This is a genomic window from Gordonia sp. SCSIO 19800, from assembly GCF_018132775.1.
Classification (GTDB): Bacteria; Actinomycetota; Actinomycetes; order Mycobacteriales; family Mycobacteriaceae; genus Gordonia; species Gordonia hongkongensis.
In genome coordinates this window covers 243,477-260,644 of record NZ_JAGRQM010000003.1, presented here as the reverse complement: position 1 = coordinate 260,644, position 17,168 = coordinate 243,477, and the positions used below count along the sequence as shown (strand labels likewise).

General features: G+C 66.6%; 11 protein-coding genes. 4 read left to right on the top strand and 7 right to left on the bottom strand.

Annotated features, from left to right (window positions below; genetic code table 11):
• Positions 1-101: 101 nt before the first annotated feature.
• Together KB201_RS05170 and KB201_RS05165 are read right to left on the bottom strand one after the other, a co-directional pair.
• Entirely contained in the window at positions 102-2,237 is a 2,136-nt protein-coding gene (locus KB201_RS05170) for an acyltransferase family protein (protein ID WP_374193891.1), read from the bottom strand.
• Complete coding sequence (locus KB201_RS05165; RefSeq protein WP_374193890.1) at positions 2,234-4,141, bottom strand: glycosyltransferase family 2 protein; 1,908 nt, start codon at positions 4,139-4,141, stop codon at positions 2,234-2,236. Before KB201_RS05165 ends, KB201_RS05170 begins: the two co-directional genes overlap by 4 nt.
• A 116-nt stretch (positions 4,142-4,257) precedes the next feature.
• Between KB201_RS05165 and KB201_RS05160 the strand changes: the two genes are divergently transcribed.
• The 3 genes from KB201_RS05160 (at position 4,258) to KB201_RS05150 (ending at position 6,882) form a co-directional block, all read left to right on the top strand.
• Positions 4,258-5,454 carry a lipase family protein gene (locus KB201_RS05160; protein WP_307848037.1) on the top strand — a complete coding sequence of 399 codons (1,197 nt, stop codon included), beginning with the start codon at positions 4,258-4,260 and terminating at the stop codon, positions 5,452-5,454.
• A 96-nt stretch (positions 5,455-5,550) separates the two neighbouring features.
• The gene (locus KB201_RS05155) at positions 5,551-6,378 is read left to right on the top strand and encodes an SGNH/GDSL hydrolase family protein (RefSeq protein WP_211538530.1); all 828 of its coding nucleotides are present in this window, start codon (positions 5,551-5,553) and stop codon (positions 6,376-6,378) included.
• Between the two features lie 87 nt (positions 6,379-6,465).
• On the top strand, positions 6,466-6,882 hold the full coding sequence (locus tag KB201_RS05150; RefSeq protein WP_211538529.1) for a hypothetical protein: 417 nt from the start codon (positions 6,466-6,468) through the stop codon (positions 6,880-6,882).
• Between the two features lie 3 nt (positions 6,883-6,885).
• Here the strand turns inward: KB201_RS05150 and KB201_RS05145 are convergent, their stop codons facing one another.
• The 4 genes from KB201_RS05145 to KB201_RS05130 are packed head-to-tail and all read right to left on the bottom strand — an operon-like array spanning position 6,886 to position 13,673.
• Entirely contained in the window at positions 6,886-8,733 is a 1,848-nt protein-coding gene (locus KB201_RS05145) for a glycosyltransferase family 39 protein (protein ID WP_211538528.1), read from the bottom strand.
• A complete protein-coding gene (locus KB201_RS05140; RefSeq protein ID WP_211538527.1) occupies positions 8,730-10,694 on the bottom strand; it encodes a hypothetical protein in 1,965 nt (654 codons plus the stop codon). The genes KB201_RS05145 and KB201_RS05140 overlap by 4 nt, the downstream gene beginning before the upstream one ends.
• Positions 10,687-12,132, bottom strand: coding sequence for a glycosyltransferase family 2 protein (locus KB201_RS05135; RefSeq protein ID WP_307848036.1), 1,446 nt, complete (start codon positions 12,130-12,132; stop codon positions 10,687-10,689). The genes KB201_RS05140 and KB201_RS05135 overlap by 8 nt, the downstream gene beginning before the upstream one ends.
• Complete coding sequence (locus KB201_RS05130; protein WP_211538526.1) at positions 12,129-13,673, bottom strand: hypothetical protein; 1,545 nt, start codon at positions 13,671-13,673, stop codon at positions 12,129-12,131. The genes KB201_RS05135 and KB201_RS05130 overlap by 4 nt, the downstream gene beginning before the upstream one ends.
• A 1,235-nt stretch (positions 13,674-14,908) precedes the next feature.
• Between KB201_RS05130 and KB201_RS05125 the strand changes: the two genes are divergently transcribed.
• Entirely contained in the window at positions 14,909-16,168 is a 1,260-nt protein-coding gene (locus tag KB201_RS05125; protein WP_211538525.1) for an HNH endonuclease signature motif containing protein, read from the top strand.
• A gap of 103 nt (positions 16,169-16,271) precedes the next feature.
• Here the strand turns inward: KB201_RS05125 and KB201_RS05120 are convergent, their stop codons facing one another.
• Positions 16,272-17,165, bottom strand: a complete 894-nt coding sequence (locus tag KB201_RS05120; RefSeq protein ID WP_211538524.1) for an alpha/beta fold hydrolase — start codon at positions 17,163-17,165, stop codon at positions 16,272-16,274.
• Between the last annotated feature and the right edge of the window lie 3 nt (positions 17,166-17,168).

Here is a 17,168-nt window from a genome sequence, read left to right as displayed (position 1 = left end):
AGGAGGCTCGACCCTTCGTGACGCGGCCTCCGCAAGCTCCGGCCGCTCCTCAGGGAGCAGGGGGTAGGCACCGGCTCCGCAAGCTCAGGGAGCAGAGAGCGCTACCCGTTGTAGTCGAACCGCTGTCGGTCGAGCTGCTTACGCACCGCGGGCTCGAGGACCCGCGCGGCGGTGGCGGTCAGGTGCGAATCGTCGCGGTAGAAGAGGATCTTGTTGTGCGCGGCCGAGCAGGAGTTGCCGGAACACAGCAAGTCGTTGACGTTGACCGTGGTGATGTCGCGGTAGTCGTCGCGCGAGCTGGCGTCGATGATGGGCTCGACGCGCGGGTAGTCGTCGAAGTCGAATCGGCACTGCGTCCAGTCGTCCATCGACCCGGAGATGCAATCGGCGACCTGGAAGCCCGGGTACGGGGTGTCCGCGATGTACACCAAGTTCGCGCCGGTGTTGCGGAGCTGGGTGAGCGAGTGATCCCACGCGGCCTGCGAGGCTTCGCGGGAGGGCACATACGTCGACAGCGACGACACGAATATGATCCGCGGCCCCACCTCGGCGATCCGCCGCAACGTCGCTTCGCGCCACTCCTGGCAGTCCGCCTTGACGTAGGGCTCGAAGATCCCGCGCTGCGGCCGTAGGTGCTGTGCCGGACAGGCCGCCTTGGTGAACTGGTGGACTCGCCACCCATGATCGGCGCCGATCGTGCGGACAACATCTGCCCACTGATCAGCGTGACTGTCGCCGAACAGGACCACCGGGATACCTTCGGCCGGGCCGAAGACGCAATCCGCCTGCGCTTTCACGTCGCCAACTGGAATCAGACACTCGAACGGCTGCGGCCGGTCGTCGAAAGCCTGGAACGGGTTGGGCGTGACGGGACCGCTCGGTTCGCTCGCCTCGGCGCCGAAGACCGATTGGTACGTCAGCGCCGCGTTGGCGACGGTGTCCCGGCTCGCGAGCTGCACGGTGACGACGCCGGCGGTCATCGTGACCGCGAGGGCCACCACCACCCCGGTCAGGCCCAGCGAGATCGATGCAGACGCATTGCGCTTCAACTCGCGATTACGGAGCAGCGGTTCCTCGAACAACATCGTCGACAACGTCGCCAGCACCAGCGACCCTGCCGAGACGAGCAGCAACACCGGCCAACTCGACGCACCCGCGACCGCCTCGTACAGCACGATCGCCGGCCAGTGCCACAGGTACCAGGCATAAGACACCCGGCCGAGGAACGTCAGCGGCGGCGTCGCCAGGAGATGACCGACGAACACCGACCGGGTGCCCACCATGCAGCCCGACCCGATCACGAATGCAGCGCCGAAGGTCGGCAGCAGCGCCGCCGTGCCCGGGTATGGCGTCTGGGCGTCAATCACGAAGCCCGCGACCAGTACGGCGACGAGACCTGCCCAGCCGACTGCGAAGGCAATCGGAGGGCCGACTTTGTGCCCGCCGAAACGAGCGAGCGCCGGCAGTGCGATCGCCACCAACCCGCCGACGCCGAACTGCCACGCCCGCGTGTAGGTGGCCATGTACGCCGTCGCTGGATCGGTCGCGGTGATCACGATGGCGAGAAATAGGGACACGGCGCTGACGATCAGCACCGCCAACCCGACCGACCATCGGACCGACAACACCCGGCCCAGCGGCGTGCGCAACGCCAGGGCCGCCGCCGCGATCACCAGAAACGGCCACACGAAGTACAACTGGGCCTCGATCGCGAGGGACCAGAAATGGGTGGCCAGACTGCCGTCGATGGCCCCCGCCAGATAGTCGGCGTTCTGCTCGATGAAATGCCAGTTCGACAACTGCGCGGCCGCGGCCAGCAGGTCGATGGCCTGCTTGAACACCTTCAGCAACGGCATCAGAAACGCGGCGACGACGATCGACACCACGATCACCAGCGCCGCCGGCGGGATGATGCGCCGGGCCCGACGGGCGAAGAAGTTGCGCAGCGAAATTCGACCGTTCCGCTCATACTCGCGAACCAGCAGCCCGGTGATCAGGAACCCTGAGATCACGAAAAAGACGTCGACACCGACGAATCCGCCCGTGAGGAACGGGACGTGCGAATGGAATAGCACGACCAGCAGGACGGCGATGCCACGTAGTCCGGCGATGTCGTCGAAGAAGGTGTTCGGCGCCAAAGGTTGAGGTGCCGGGCCCGCCGGTTGCGCACGGAGCGGAACTGTCGGCGCGTCATCGACGCTGATCGGCACCGCTCCCCCGGCTCTGTGTCTGCTCACTGCGTATCCCACGGCAGCATGACGTCGAACCATCCCAGCGCCAGCGCGGCGATGAACAGGATCACGCAGGTGTATCCGACAGCTTCCCAGGCCGATATACGGTTCCAGTTGGTCGTCGTCGGCCGCTTGGTGGCGACGTGTGGGCGGTCTCCGTGGGGATCGGGAGTTGACTTGCGGGGCCCTTCGTGGCTCGTCGCTATCGCTCCTCGCACCTCAGGGAGCAGGGGGGCTTTCGCTCCTCGCACCTCAGGGGGCTGGGGTTCACCGGCACGTCGAGGACGCAGAATTCTGATGAACTCCACGAACAGCGGGAGTGCCAGATAGGTATAGGCCATTACGAGCCCGACCATCATCCAGAACTGGCCCAGCCCGTACTGCATCACGTCGCGAATGATGAACACCCAGAACACCGGCAGCGATGTACCGAGCGTGATCGCCCCCAGCGCGCTGATCGAGCGGGCCAGGGAATTGGACTTCCCGATCGCACCCGTCGGCACCCAGCCGATCTCGCGGCCGATCAGCTTGTGCCAGATCGCGATCACGTGGGCGAAGCTGTACGCCATCTGGATGCGGAGTACCTCGAACCGCCAGCGGGTTCTCGACACCAGCGGGAACAACACGACATACACCCACAGCCCCAGAAGGAACGGCACGAGTTGCTCCGGGCGCACGTCCTCCGGATAGAAGGCGGCCATGATGACGCCGGGGAGGAAGAGGAGGAAGACGTTCATCGCGGTGGTGAGGTAGTAGAAGACGCCGGCCCAGTCGGCGATGCGTTGTCGGAGGGTGCGCTCAGAGTGCGCAGAAGGGACGCGCGAGAGCGTCCCCTGGCACCAGCGGTACTGCTGGTTGAGAAAGCCGGCGAGGTCCGATGGACACAGACCGCGCGACAACACGACCGGCACGTACCGGATGCTGTATCCAGCCTGCTGGACCAGCCGCCCGGTGTGCAGATCCTCGCTGTGCTCGATCGCTGCGAAACCTCCCACGCGGTCGAGAGCTTGGCGCCGGTAGACCGCCGAGGTGCCGACACAGTTCGCGGCTCCGATCCGATCCCGCGACGGCAAGACCCAGCGATAGAAGAACTCCTGCGTCGCGCCGGCCGTGCGCTGAATCCAGTTCATCGTCTCGGTCGTCGAGAAACACTGCGGACTCTGGACGATCGCGACCTGCGGGTCGTCGAGGTAGGGCACGAGATGGGCGAGAAAGTCGTAGCGCGGGCAGAAGTCGGCGTCGAAGATGACAATGAGTTCGCCGCGACTGATGGTGCACGCGTACCGGAGGTTGCCGGCCTTGCGTAGATGGCCCCGATCCGGGCGAACGACGTAGGTGAATCCGAACTCGGCAGCCAGTTCGTGCACCTCGCCCCGGGCCGCGTCGTCGAGGACGTAGACGTTCAACGGGCCGCGCCACCGCAGAGCCGCGATGTGTTGATAGGTGTTGCGCAGGATCGCGATGCTCTCACCGCAGGTGGGGAGGAAGACGTCGACGCTGGGATACGTCCGGTCCACGGGCCGCCAGTTCGAGACCCGGCCCTGGTGGGACCGCCACGTGATCCGTCGACGGTTCATTCCCGTCACTAACGAGAGTGCGTTTCCGATCACGTTGGCGAGAAGAACGATCAGAACGGGCGACAGCCACACATGGGTCGTCGCGAAAGCGGCGAGGGAAATGGACACCAAGACGAATGCGGCGATGAGGACGAGTTGTACCCAGCGCATCTGCGGGCCGAGGTATTCATACACCTCGGCATCAGACGGCGCGGCCACCGCAAGTGGATCGCGCTCGGGCGCGGGCGGATCGGCGGACCGACGGGAAGCTGCCGCGAAGGCGACGGTATCGGCGTCGTCGTATTCACCGAGAGATGACGCGCCCGCCTGACGGGTCCCGGTGATCGATTCCACGCCCTAGAGAATCGGGCAAACAGATACGTCGAAGCAAACCGTGGGAATCGCCGGGATACCTTTCTCAGGTGAGAAGAGGGTGGCGCCGCGTCCGAACGGCGGGCGTATGGGTTGTCGTGGCGACACTGGGTTTCGGTTCTGTGGCCGCCTGCGACTCGACGTCCGGGACCGGCGAATCCGCGCGATCGGTCGCGTCGGTGGCGGTGGACGCACCGCCGTCACCTCCGCCCGTGCTGGTTGCCGACGTGCGACGTGCGCGCGGTCAGATCGTCGGCACCGACACCGTTCCGGATGCGTGGTTCGCCGCGCTACCGCCCGGCGTCACGGCTCAGCGCCTCGTGTATCGATCGGCATCAGGACTCGACGGCAGATCGACAACCGTCAGCGGCGCACTCTTTGTCCCCGGATCGACTCCCCCGCCGGGCGGCCACCCCTTGATCTCGTACGCGCACGGCACCACCGGCATCACCCGGGATTGCGGACCGTCGGACCAGGACTCGATGTTCGGGGATCTCGGTGCCGTCGCCGACTTCCTCACCGCGGGATATGCCGTGGTGACGACCGACTATCAGGGACTGGGAGCGCGGCCGGGCCAACAAGCACCTCATCCCTACCTCGAACCGCGCACCGCCGCATACAACGTCATCGACGCTGCCCGGGCCGCGCAGTCCACCGACCTCGGCGTCGGGGGCCGGTGGTTCGCCGTCGGCCGGTCTCAAGGCGGAGGTGCCGCATGGTCGACAGCGGAAGAGTTCGCGCAGTACGGCGATGGCGCCGGGGAACTGGTGGGTGCGGTTGCCGTCGCTCCCCTGCTGGATGCCGGCTACTTCGTCACCCGCGCGCAGGAAGGGAGTCTTTCGCGCGCGCAACGATTCCTGTATCCGCTGGTGGTGCACGGCGTCGCCCAAGCCCAGCCCGCCGTCCGCCCGGGCGACCATCTGACCGGACTGAGCACCGACACCGCGCCGGTCTGCTCGGCCGATCGCACGGCGCTGGCGGGTCTGTCGGTGCCGGATGATGCCGCACTGAACGCAGTGACTCCGGGTGCAGCGCAAACCCTGTCCCACGCACTCGAGGGTTACGCCCTACCGCGGCTCGCCACCAATGTCCCGATCGCGGTCTTCTACGGCGGCACCGACCCACTCATCCCCGTCGACGTCATGGAAGACACCTTGACTCGAGCCTGCGAACTCGGCGACCAGTTGATGCGGGTCCGGCACGACCAGCAGGGACACGGCGTCGACCCCGGACCCGCGATGGCCACCTGGATGCGGGACCGACTCGCCGGAGTACCGGCCCCCACCGACTGTTGAATCACATCGGGTTCGGCGTCACGCGCACGCGGAAACAACGACCGCTATGGTGACAACGTTGGCTGGGGGGCCTCAAGCGAGTTGGAGATTACGTAGATGTTGAACGCTGTGAAACGCGTTTTCGGTTCCGCGCCGATCTGGGCATGGATTGTGATGGTTGTCTGCGCGGTCATCCTGATCGTCGGACTCATCGTGTCCAGCAATCGGACAGCGCCGACGTCGACATCTTCGGCAGGCGTGACCCCCGCGAGCATGGCACCCCTCGAGCAGCCGGCGACCCTCGAATTCATCGAAGACGCGGAAGCGAATCCGTCTGAGCCCCGGACCATCGTTCTTCTTGGCGACTCGACCGGTGCCGCCCGGGACGGCTGGGCGCCCGCCCTCGGGACGACGATCAGCCAGAAACTCCAACGCCCGATGGCAACCAAGTTCTGGAATGCCACCACCAATGACTACGGCGCCATGGTCGGGCTCGGCGACGGCCCGAACGGCCCGATCGGTTTCTGGAACGGCAGCGCTTCCGGAAAAGATGCCAACTACGCGCTCGAGAATCTCGACAAGCTGATCACCCCGGACGTGACCCCGAATCTGATCCTGCTCAACTTCGGCCACACCCAGGACCCGAACACCCCGCTCGCCGAACAACTCGAGCCGCTCATCACCGAGTTGCGCCAGAAGTACCCCAACGCCGAGCTCGTGGCCATCAAGCAGAGCCCCGCACAGGGTGGCGCCACCAACGCCATCATGGAGGGCTACGCGTCCGCGATGGACGCCGAAGGCATCCAGGTCATCGACGTGTACTCCGCGTTCCCCGCCGATTCCGCCGCGCTTCGACCGTTGCTGCGCGACACCGTGAACCCCAACCCCGCCGGCCAGCAGATCTGGACGACGACCGTGCTGAAGGCTTTCGAGTTGCAGGCGTAGGTGGGGTTCTTGACGGTTGGCCTCGTCGAAGCCACTCGCAGCTCAAATAACGCGGGAAACTCAACCAGCGGGCGCTACCGTCACGGAATGACAATTCGTCGCGCAATCCTCTCGCTGATGCTCGCGTTCGCGGTCATCGTGCCGCTGTGGTCGGCATCTGCCACCGCAACCGCCTCGCCACCGCCGCCCCATCCCAGGCTGGACCACTCGGTCACAGTGCAGGTGCCCGGCGTGGTCTGGGGCATCGGCGGCGCCGGACTCGCCCAGCCTCGTGTGTACTTCGGACGTGGCCAGATCTACCCATATCCCCTCGGCTACGGATTCCGCTGGCACTGGCGCAATCTCACCACCGGAGCAACCGGTTCGATCCCGTACGACTACCCCCACCGCCGCAGCACCATCCGCACCGGAGCCGGCCAGCTGGTGGTGACTGGCGAGTACTACCCGCAAGAGAACATCATCCTGAGCACGCCGGTAGCCGCCACCTTCTGGGTCAATCCGTGACGGTCAGTCCGATCCCTTGATCCGATAGATCCGGAACTGCGGCTTGCCGGTCGGCGTCGTCACCGTCATCGCGACCGTCGCGATGCCGGCGCCGTCGTCCCAAAGGGTCGGGTAGCGAACGTTGATGGCGTCGAGCGAGCCGAGGCCGGTCGGCCGCTGCGTGAGGATGTACTGCACGCCCTGCTCGGCGGGTGCGTTCAGCTTCGCGAAGAAGTCGAAGTCGCTGCGTACGACGAACTGTTCGGGCCGCTCGGACTCCAGCCAGACGCGCGAGACCCCGAAGGTGTCGACGAGAACAGAGCCCTCCGGCAGATTCTGGCTGTCCAGCCAGGCGGCGACGTTGCCCGAGACCTCGCCGAACCAGTAGAACCAGAACTCCGACGGCGGGTGGCGATCGGGCCAGAACGCCGAGCGCAGTCCGTACTCCTCCTTGCCCAGCGCCGGGTTGAGCATCGACGACGCGGTCACGGGTAGTGAGGTCGCGAGGACCAGGGCCATGAGGGTGGTGAGGGTGGTCCTTTCGACACACGACCTCCGCAAGCTCCGGTCGCTGCTCAAGGAGCGGCGGGTGTCCGACCTCCGCAAGCTCCGGTCGCTGCTCAAGGAGCGGCGGGTGGGCGACCTCCGCAAGCTCCGGTCGCTGCTCAAGGAGCGGCGGGTGCGCAGCGAGCCGGGCCCGCACGCCACTAGGACCGCGACGACGATCAGCGGCGTCGACGCCAGGTAGAAGCGGAACCAGCCGAAGGTCGAGCCGAGGATCACCGCAGACATCTGGAACAGCAGAACCGAGCCGAACACGACGGCCGGCACCGCCGCGTCGACCCTCCGCAACCGGACCGCGACCCAGGCCACGACCGGCAGCACCGCGAACAGCAGTGGTTGCATGCCGAGCAGGTTGGCGACGATCACCTCCGCCAGCGGCCCTGCTCCGACGTCCTCGGCCGAGACGATCCCCGCCGCCTCCACCTGCGCCGAGTTGCCGTACTGCGAGGAGAACTGGGAGAACGCATTCCCGTCGAGGAGCCAGCCGAGGCCCGCCCACACCACGAACGCGAACGCGGTGGGCATGGCCACGATGGTCGCGTCGTGCACACCGAAGGGCGCGCCGGCCCGCCACGCTGCGAGTCCGGACGGCTCCTCGGGACGGTGCCGTCGGGTCGACACCACGAACACCCCGACCGCCACGCCCGCAGCCGCGGGTAGCGCCTCGTAGCGCGTCAGGTACGCCAAACCCAGGGCGACGCCGGCGATGACCAGATCGAGCACACGTGATCGGTTCACCCACAGCAGGATTCGACGGCAGGACCACAGCAGGAAGAACAGGAACGGGGCCTCGCTCATGCCCATCCCGGCGTACAGGATGATCATCGGGTTCAACGCGAATGCCGCGATCGCGATCCAGCGCAGCAGACGGCCGGCACCGTAATCGAGGGCGATGCGCCGAACCTGCCACCCGGCACCGGCCATGAACACCGCGCTCATGACCGCACCGGCGAATCCGACGCGACGCAGCTCCGGCCACTGGTTCAGCGGCCAGTGCGACGACAGTTCGACGAGCGGGATCTCGATCAGGCTCGGCAACGGATTCCAGACGAAACCGATCGCGCCCAGGTGCGGGTCCCGGCTCCAGATGGTGAACCCGGCGTTGCCCACGCGACTGCTCGCGTCGGGATTGATGTAGCCGACAGCGAGGTACAGGTACGCACCGACCGCCAGATACCCGGCGACCAGACCGGCGAAGAGCGAGATACCCCACCACTGCGTCGCGGTGAGCCGTCGACGGCCCTCGGTCACCGGCGGTTGCACACCGACCGCCGGTGCCGAGGCGTCGTCGTGAAGCTCGACGGTCATGTAGTCGAGCCGTCAGCGGGACCGCTCGAGCCGCCGAAGCGTCTGCGATACAACATGATCGCGATCGCGACGAGGACTGCGATCGCAACTACGGCGGCGCTGACACCCAGCCACACCACCCAGCTGGTACCGACCTGATCGACCTCGGCCTGCGGACCGTCCGCCCGCACGGTCATCAGCTCGGGCTGACCCGCGCGTCCGGCCACCAGGACGTCACCGCGGAGGTTCGCCAGATCTCCCTGCTGATCATCGAGATACGCAAACAGCGGGTCGATCAGATCCCACGACCCCGAGGTGCTCACCAGCACCACCGTGCGCGAGTTCTGCGAGAACGCCTGAATGGTGCCCAGCCCGTCCGGGATGGCCAGCCGGATCTGTGCCGCGAGGTCGACGAGCGTCGACGAGTCCTCGGTGTTGATCGGCGGATTCAGCGGGCGGGCGTTCGCCGCGTCGGCCACCACGAGTGCGCCGGTGTTGCTGGCGATCGCCTGATCCAGCGGCACCAGCACCGGCGACAGTGCGGTGGCCGAACTGCGCTGCACCGACGCGATCAGCTCGGCGGCGGCGTCGAGCTGCGCCGGATTGGTGTTGTCCAGCGCGACCTGGACGGTCGGCTGCCACCCGAGCGGCACCGACGAGAAACCGCCCATCCGAACGGGAGTCGTGCTCGACGACGCCGTCGACGACGGATCGATCTGGAACGTCAGCGGCACACTGCGAGGCGAACACGCGCCCGGGGCCGGCTCGTAGGACACCCGGAACTCGAGCGGCTCGTTGGCCGCCACCTGCGCGGCGGGGATCGTGAACTGTGTGTCCAGCGATCCGGACGCATCCAGCGCACTCGTGTGTAGGATCTCGCCGCCGGTGACGGCCATGACATTCGCGCGCTCGTCGTCGCGGACCGGGGTGTAGCGCGCCTTCAGCGCGACGTCGACCGCGCCGGGCCGACCGAGGGCGAGGATCGTCGGATCGAAACCCGGTACCAGCGAGGCGGTTCCGAGAGCCTCCACCGACAACCGATCGGAGAACTCCCCGAAGGTCACCGAATCCGAACCCTGCACCTCGCGGTCTCCGACGGATTTGACTGCAGCAGCGTCTGTCTGGGCAAGGTCGGTCAGCCCGTCGCGGAAGAGCGCCACCTGATCGGGCAGGGAATCCTGATCACCGCTGATCACCAGCGCAGCCCCGGGCTGCCCCGCACGTTCCAGCCGGATACTCCCCGGGCCGCCCTCCTCGCGGATGACGACCGCGCGGTCGAGCGGACTGGCCACACGCGGCAGCCGGGCATCTGCCGACTCCACCACGTCGATCGCAACACGCTGTGGGCGATAGTGATCCGCGACAGCGGCGACGACGCCGAGCGTGGTCTGCGCGGCCGCGGCACTCGGGTTGGCCGGGGTGTACACGGTCACCCGGTTGACCACCGTCCCGAACACATCCTGAATGGTGGAGGGCACCGTCGCGGCGCCCCGGAAAGCGACGTTCAGGTTGGTCAGCGCGACCTCCGGCACCGGTCCGCACACCGAGTCGTCGGTCCCGTTGCGCAGCGTCAGTCGCAGATCCGCGCGACCGTTGTCACCCACGGGAACAGCGGTCAGTGGCACGGTGAACGGGGTGCTGAGCTGCCGCGGACCGAACCTGGGGACGACGACGGTGCCGATGATCGTGCCGTCGGTGCGGGCCACCTGGAGAAAGGCGTCGGACACGTTGGTTGCCGACGCCACCACACCGGTCAGGGTGGTGGGCGACATCCCCTGCGGCACCGGGATGCTCACGCCGACCGGGACGTCGGCGCCGTCGATGGTCACCGAAGTGCCCATGCCCAGTTGTCGCCAATTGAGCGTCGTCGTGCCGTCTCCCGGGGCCGCCGCGGCCGGAGCAACAGCTACCATCCCGACGATCAGCGTCGCCAGGACCACTCCCAGGAGGCGTCGCAGGCGGACAGGACTGTTGCTAGACATTCTCAGGACCTTTCGGCGGTCGGGACGCACCGGGCATGGCCGAGAGTCCGTGCACGGTCTTCTCCCAGTAGGAGGGCTTGTAGATGAGCTGCGCCATGCTCTTGATCGCAGCCATGGACTGAAGGAACCAGTAACCGGGCACAAGGAGCGCGGCACCGAGTAGATGGGGTTTGCCGAGCGTCCGCGTCGACACGACGCCCAGCATGATGGTGGCCAGGTTCCCGACGGTGAACATCAGGACACACAGGTAGTAGATGGGACCCGGAAACAGGGAATGCATGAAATCGGGTTTCCCGGCGAACCACACCAGCAGCAGCGTCCAGAACAGCAGGTTGAGGGTGTTGGCGATCGGCATGCCCGCGGTCAGGTTCGAGATACGCAGCGCCGGAACGAGTCCGAGTTCACGGACCATGTCGACCGGGTGGCGGGTGTGCACCAGGAAGGTCTGAAGATAACCCTTGTACCAGCGCGAGCGCTGCCGCACCCAGTTCACCACGTCGGCGTTCGCCTCTTCGCCGGTGAGTGAGTCCAGGACGACCGTGCGGTATCCGTAGCGCGCCAGCCGGATTCCGAGATCGGCGTCCTCGGTGACGTTGTAGGCATCCCATCCGCCGACCTCCCGCAGCACGTCGGTGCGGATGTGGTTCGACGTCCCGCCGAGGGGGATCACACACTTCGACGCACTCAATGCGGGGAGCATGTAGGAGAACCACTGGTCGTATTCGATGGCGAACCATCGGGTCAGCAGGTTCTCGCGCTCGTTGTAGTACCCGAGCCGGGCCTGCACCGAGCCGACCTCGGGCGGACTCGCGGCGAAGACGGCTGCCGCTCTGCGCAATTGCAGCGGATCCGGGATGTCTTCAGCGTCGTAGATGGTGACGATGTCGCTGCGTTCCGATGGCAGATCCATGGCGACGTTGCACGCCTTGGGTTTGGTCCGCGGTTCGCTCGGCGGGACCAGCACCGGGGTGATCCCGTCGAGGTCGGCGTGTTCGACGGCCGCCCGGGTCTCGTGGTCGTCGGCCTCGAGGACCAGCAGGATGTCGAGTTTGTCTGCGGGATAGTCGATCTTGCCGACACCGGCGACGAGGTTGGCGACGATCTCGGGTTCGCCGTAGACCGGCAACAGCACGGTGTAGACCGGCAGGTCGGCGTCGGGAATCGCGCGTGCGTCGTCGTCGGACACCCTCAGCACTCCCCTGCCGGACATGCCGCGGGTGACGAGCACGAACTTGTCGACGCTCGAGACCAGGAAGTACAGAGCGCAGATGCTCAGGATGACCGCGAGTGAGACCCGCCAGGTCAGAAGGAACGCTGCCGCGGTCACGATCGCGAGGACGACGAGGCCGAGACGCTGCCTGCGGCTCAACGGATGTCGTGCCGACAGGGTGGAGACATGCCGCGCGTCGATGACCGGTCCCGCGTCGGGGGTGGTCACCGAGCTGGTCGTTCGACGGCGTCGATCATCGACCACGCGAGATCGGTCAGCGCGACATCGAGGTCGGAGTCGTCGACGGGGTCCGGGGTGTCGTCGCCACCGCGGATGAGCCAACTGATGGGTTCGGCGACGGTGGTGGCATAGCTGGGCGGCTTCGGCTCCGCGACGTTCGACGAACCCGGCTGATCACGCGCGGCCATCAGGTAGACGGCGATGTAGCGCTCACCGGCTGGCGTGGGAACTCGCCAACCCCAGAATCGACCGGTCCACAGTGTGTGATCCGAGGTGCGGACCGACTCCAGGGTGTTGGCGATGCTGCCGAGCCGGGTGTGTCGGCCGTCCGAAGAGGCGGGAGTCGAGTGGATCGTCGCCGGCGGCACCGTCTCGTACCAGAGACCACGGCGGTAACTGGAGAAGCGGCCCAGATCCGCGGTGGCGAACACGTCGAGATAGGCGGTGGACAGCGGCCTGTTCTCCGGGCCGGTCTGCCCCGTCGTGACCCGGTACCGGCGCACGTCACCCTCGGACCCCATGACCCGGGGACCCCAGTCGAACACCTCGGGCTCGGTGATCCCGATACCGAGCGTCCGCAACTGTTCCAGCCACTCCTCGCCGATGGGCGGTGACACAACGGGTTTCGGCGATTCCGGTGCAAACGGGGTCACCGCCAGGATCATCAGTGCCACCAACCAGGCCGACGCGAGGGTGGCGATGGACTGCTTGGGCAGGCCGGCGCGTGCCGAGCCCGTTCTCCCGAACCGGTGTCGTACGACGATTGCGATCGCGGTCACCGCACCGGCGGGAACCGTGTAGGCCAGGACCGGGATGTCGTGGAGTACCGCAACCAGCACCGCGCCGCCGACGCCGGACAGCGCCGCAGTTGCGAGGGCGACCCGCGGGTGCCGACGCAGCGACATGTACGTCACGACGAGGGCAATCGCCACGGACAACGCACCGAAGGCGACGGTCGTGCCGCCGAGCACCTGCCCCATGAGCAGGTAGTTCGGCGGGAAGCAGGTCAGCAGGAACAGCCAGATGAGGTAGTCGCGGACAACGCGTCGGATCCCGAAGATGACGATCGACGCCGCGAACACCCAGATGAGGAGCGGGATCAGGTCGGCGTGCCAGAACGCCGCGACGGCCGGAATCCGCGGAATGACCAGGGCAGCGGTCAGTCCGAGCGCGCCGCCCACGACGACGACCAGGATGCGGTCGAACTCGCCGTCACCGATCTCACGGCCCCGCGACGAGACGTCGAGCCCGAAGGCGATCATCAGACACCACAGGGGTACGAACAGCAGGTATGCCGTCGGCGACCCCTGGCGGAGCGCGTCGAACTCGGCAGCGATGGCCGGCGCGAACGCCAGCATGCCCGCACCGATCGTCGACGCGTACCGGGCGCCCATCGACATCTCACGCGGCGCGGTCAGCGTCGCTCGCCATGTGCGACGAGCCGCACCTTGCGCCGGCGTCGAAGCCGCGTCGGCGTCGACGTCCGCAGATGGCGGCGACGCGGGCACGACTGAATCGAGAACAGTCATCGAGATCCTCCCCAGGACGGCGCCTGAGCAGTGGGCTCCAACGCCAGACGCGGCTCCGGTGCCAACCCTGCGGGCCTCCCCTGGCAACCGAATCGCGAACTGGAATGAGAGTAACGCTAAAAAGAAAGTTGATGAAGCGCATCGGCTGCACGAATTTTGCGAGCCGCGGCCGTGGCGGTGCTGGCTTCGGGCTCGACGCGGGGTTGAGCTGTGTTTCGTTTTATGTTGCGGCAGAGATAGTTTGGTAGACAGACAGCGTCGCCCTGGGCCGCCGCCTGAGCCGCGATGTGGGCGGAAGTCACGCGACTTACGGCACGAATTTGTAGTTGATGTCACACCTGAGAAAGTGGGTCACCTGACCATGTCGCAACGCTAAAGACGCTGTGCTGCAGCTATTCACAAACGTTCCATGTGGTTCGGCAACAATGTCGAGACGTTTGGGCGGTAGGGCCACCGCGAAACGTCATCGACAAGTATTACTTGTCAGTCAGCAGTCGCGGCGGGATCGTCGTGAGTCCATTCGCGAGACCACGTCGACGTCGCGCGGTGCTACTGCGTCGACTTCTGGTCGTTTGACAACGGCGGTGTTGACGCTCTGTGTCCTCGCGACCGGACCATCAGACCTCGGCCATCCACGTCGGTGACAGTGATCGGTCGGCGCATCCACCGTCATCGGCTGCGCCCTCCGCTTTTGGGCCCACCGATTTGGCACGGGTGCGCCAGCCGACGCGTCGGACCGCTCATCAACCTCGTGAGGGACGACCCTCGGGCGGCGGCCTGGCCGTTGCACCCGTCGAACCTGAGGACCCGTCGGCACGGTCGGCGTGGCAGGCGGCATCGCCGACAACGGGGACAACTGGCGGGGCACGGCAAGGCGCCGCTTACACCACCGACCGCAGGCCGATCGGCGTGGCGGGCTACGGCGGACCCGCTGAGCGCAAGGAGGTCCACGCGCCACTCGCGCAGGTGTCGCCGAACTTCGACCTGCCGGCGACCGCCGATCTCTGTGGGGATGACGAGCACCGAGTGGGCGTTCGTCTGCATCACGAAGGCCGCTACCTGACCGCCCGTGGGGCTCGTGGTCATGGCGCGAATCACCAATTCTGGGCGCGAACTCGAAACGGGTGTGACTGGAGTCAATTACTGACAACAGTTACCACGATGTCGACGAAAAACGCTGCACAGTCGATGAATTCGCGGTTACCGGCTTGTGGAAACTCCTCGAAATCGAACGAATGTTCCTGTACCTTGGAGTCATGCCAGAGCTCGCCACTCTTCTCGATCAGCTCATCGAGACCACCCCACCCGCCGACGACCCCACGGGCCGATCAACGTTCGACGCGCTCGAGACGCTGCGCTTGATCCGCAACACCGTCGACCACCAGATCGTCACCCACGCAGCACAACTCGACGAACTCGGCGTCGCTCAGAAAGCCGGCAGCACCACCAAGAAGTTGCTGATCGAGTCAGGACATGCACCGGCCGCTGCTCTTCGCACCATGCGCAGTGTCGACGCCCTGCCGACGTTGCCCGCGCTGGCTCGTCATGCCGCCGATGGGAGACTGGCAAGCGAAGTCGTCGACGCCATCATTCGCGGAATGAACCAGATCGAAAAGTGCTGCGCCGAAGACATTTCCGATGACGAGCGCTCCCGGTACGAGATCGAGCTCATCGGCCAAGCGCTCTCGGGCGCGACGCCGACAGAAGTGCTCAAGTTCGCCCGAGCCGTCACCAACAGCCTCGCCGACGTCTCCGGCACCGATGTATCGGCAGCCGACGACACGTCTCTGAGCACGGTCAATGCCCACACCACCGACGACGGCCGCGTCGAAATCCGCGCCGACCTCACCCAGGTCGTAGGCGAGAAGTTCCTGGCGATGATCGACGAGCGGTCGTGTCCACGGCCCGAACCCGACGGCGCCGAGGACCGTCGCACCGCAGAGCAACGCCGAGCCGACGCCTTCGAACTGATCCTCGACCAAGCCGCGGTCGGCGCGACTATCGACAGCGTCGGAAGTCCACGCACTCAGTTGATGCTGACGATCCCCGCGACCGGAGACCCGGCCACGCTGCCGTGGACCGGGTCGATCAGCCAAGCCACCACTCGACAGGTGGCTTGCGACGGATCTCTTACGGAAGTCGTTCTCGACGGTGAGGGCGTACCGCTACAGATGGGTCACACCCACCGGTTGTATCCGTCACACCTCCGCAAAGCGGTGATCGTTCGCGATGCCTGCTGTATCAAATGCGGTGCACCGCCGACCCATACGCAGGTGCATCACATCAAGTCGTGGGCCGACGGCGGACCCACCGACCTCGACAACGGGTGTCTACTCTGCCAACGCTGCCACACACAGGTCCACCACCACGGCTGGGACATCGTCACGGGCTTCGACCGACACCCCTGGCTCATCCCACCCGCCAGCATTGACCCGCAACGCCGACCCCTGCCCGCCTACAACCGACGCACCATGCGCCTCGACGACGCCGCCTGACCGGCCGTCCGACAACCACTTTCGCGTAGCACCTTCCGCACCCGGGCCACACCCGGGACCGCATCCGTCCCTTGACAACTCCACAGTGTGAACGGCGGCTCTGTCAGTGCGCCGCCACTGACGACCGATCCCGAGGCACCACGGCGTCGAGTGCCTCGGCAAACGGTGGGATGAAGTAGCGCGCGCCGAGGACGCAGCAGGCGTGCCCGCCGTCGACCTCGAAACGCTGTGCGCCGGGAATGCCGTCGATCAGCAGCTGCTGCCGTTCGGGCTCGACGACTCGGTCGCGGATGGAGACGACGACGGCGGTCGGGACGTCGACCTCATGGAGCCAGCCGCGAGAGTCGAACTCCCCCAGCCCGTTTCCGAAGTCACCGAGGTGGGCCAGCGGCGTCGAGAGGAACTGCCGGAGCGCCCAGATGGTGGTGTGGGCCGCTTTGTCGAGGCTCTTGTCGGACACCCGCGGCAGGATGCGGTAGACGGGGCGGAGGATGCGTCCCATGCGTTCCGACGACGCGCGGTGCCGGGGATCATGCGTGCTGAAGTACGGGCCGGTCGAACAGAGCACCAGACCGGCGACACGTCCCGGATGGCGTCGCCACACCAGCTGGGCGATGCCGCCGCCCATCGAGAACCCGGCGACCGTGAACTGGTCGATACCCAGGACGTCGGCGAGGGCGACGACGTCATCGGCGCAATCACGGAGGTCGAACGTCTCGGACTCGATGCCGCGGCCGTGCCAGCGCGCGTCGAGGGTGATGACGCGATAGCGGTCGTTGATCGCCGGGATCGTCGGGTACCAGCAGAGCAACCCGGTGGTGAGCACCGAATGCAGGAGGAAGACGGCGGGCGCGTCGCGCGGGCCCGAGTCGGTGACGAACGCCCGCCCGCGCCCCGGGAGGTCGACCATCCGGCCCTCCGGGATGTCCCGAGCCGGGTACGGGGTGAACACGTGGCGGATGGCGCGCGCGGTGCCGTGAACGAACTCGGGGATCACGCC

Excerpts from the sequence above, each read along its gene's own strand:
- KB201_RS05155 (WP_211538530.1), top strand. The coding sequence starts at position 5,551 with ATGTTGAACGCTGTGAAACGCGTTTTCGGTTCCGCGCCGATCTGGGCA.
- KB201_RS05150 (WP_211538529.1), top strand. The coding sequence starts at position 6,466 with ATGACAATTCGTCGCGCAATCCTCTCGCTGATGCTCGCGTTCGCGGTC.
- KB201_RS05145 (WP_211538528.1), bottom strand. The coding sequence starts at position 8,733 with ATGACCGTCGAGCTTCACGACGACGCCTCGGCACCGGCGGTCGGTGTG.
- KB201_RS05140 (WP_211538527.1), bottom strand. The coding sequence starts at position 10,694 with ATGTCTAGCAACAGTCCTGTCCGCCTGCGACGCCTCCTGGGAGTGGTC.
- KB201_RS05130 (WP_211538526.1), bottom strand. The coding sequence starts at position 13,673 with ATGACTGTTCTCGATTCAGTCGTGCCCGCGTCGCCGCCATCTGCGGAC.
- KB201_RS05125 (WP_211538525.1), top strand. The coding sequence starts at position 14,909 with ATGTTCCTGTACCTTGGAGTCATGCCAGAGCTCGCCACTCTTCTCGAT.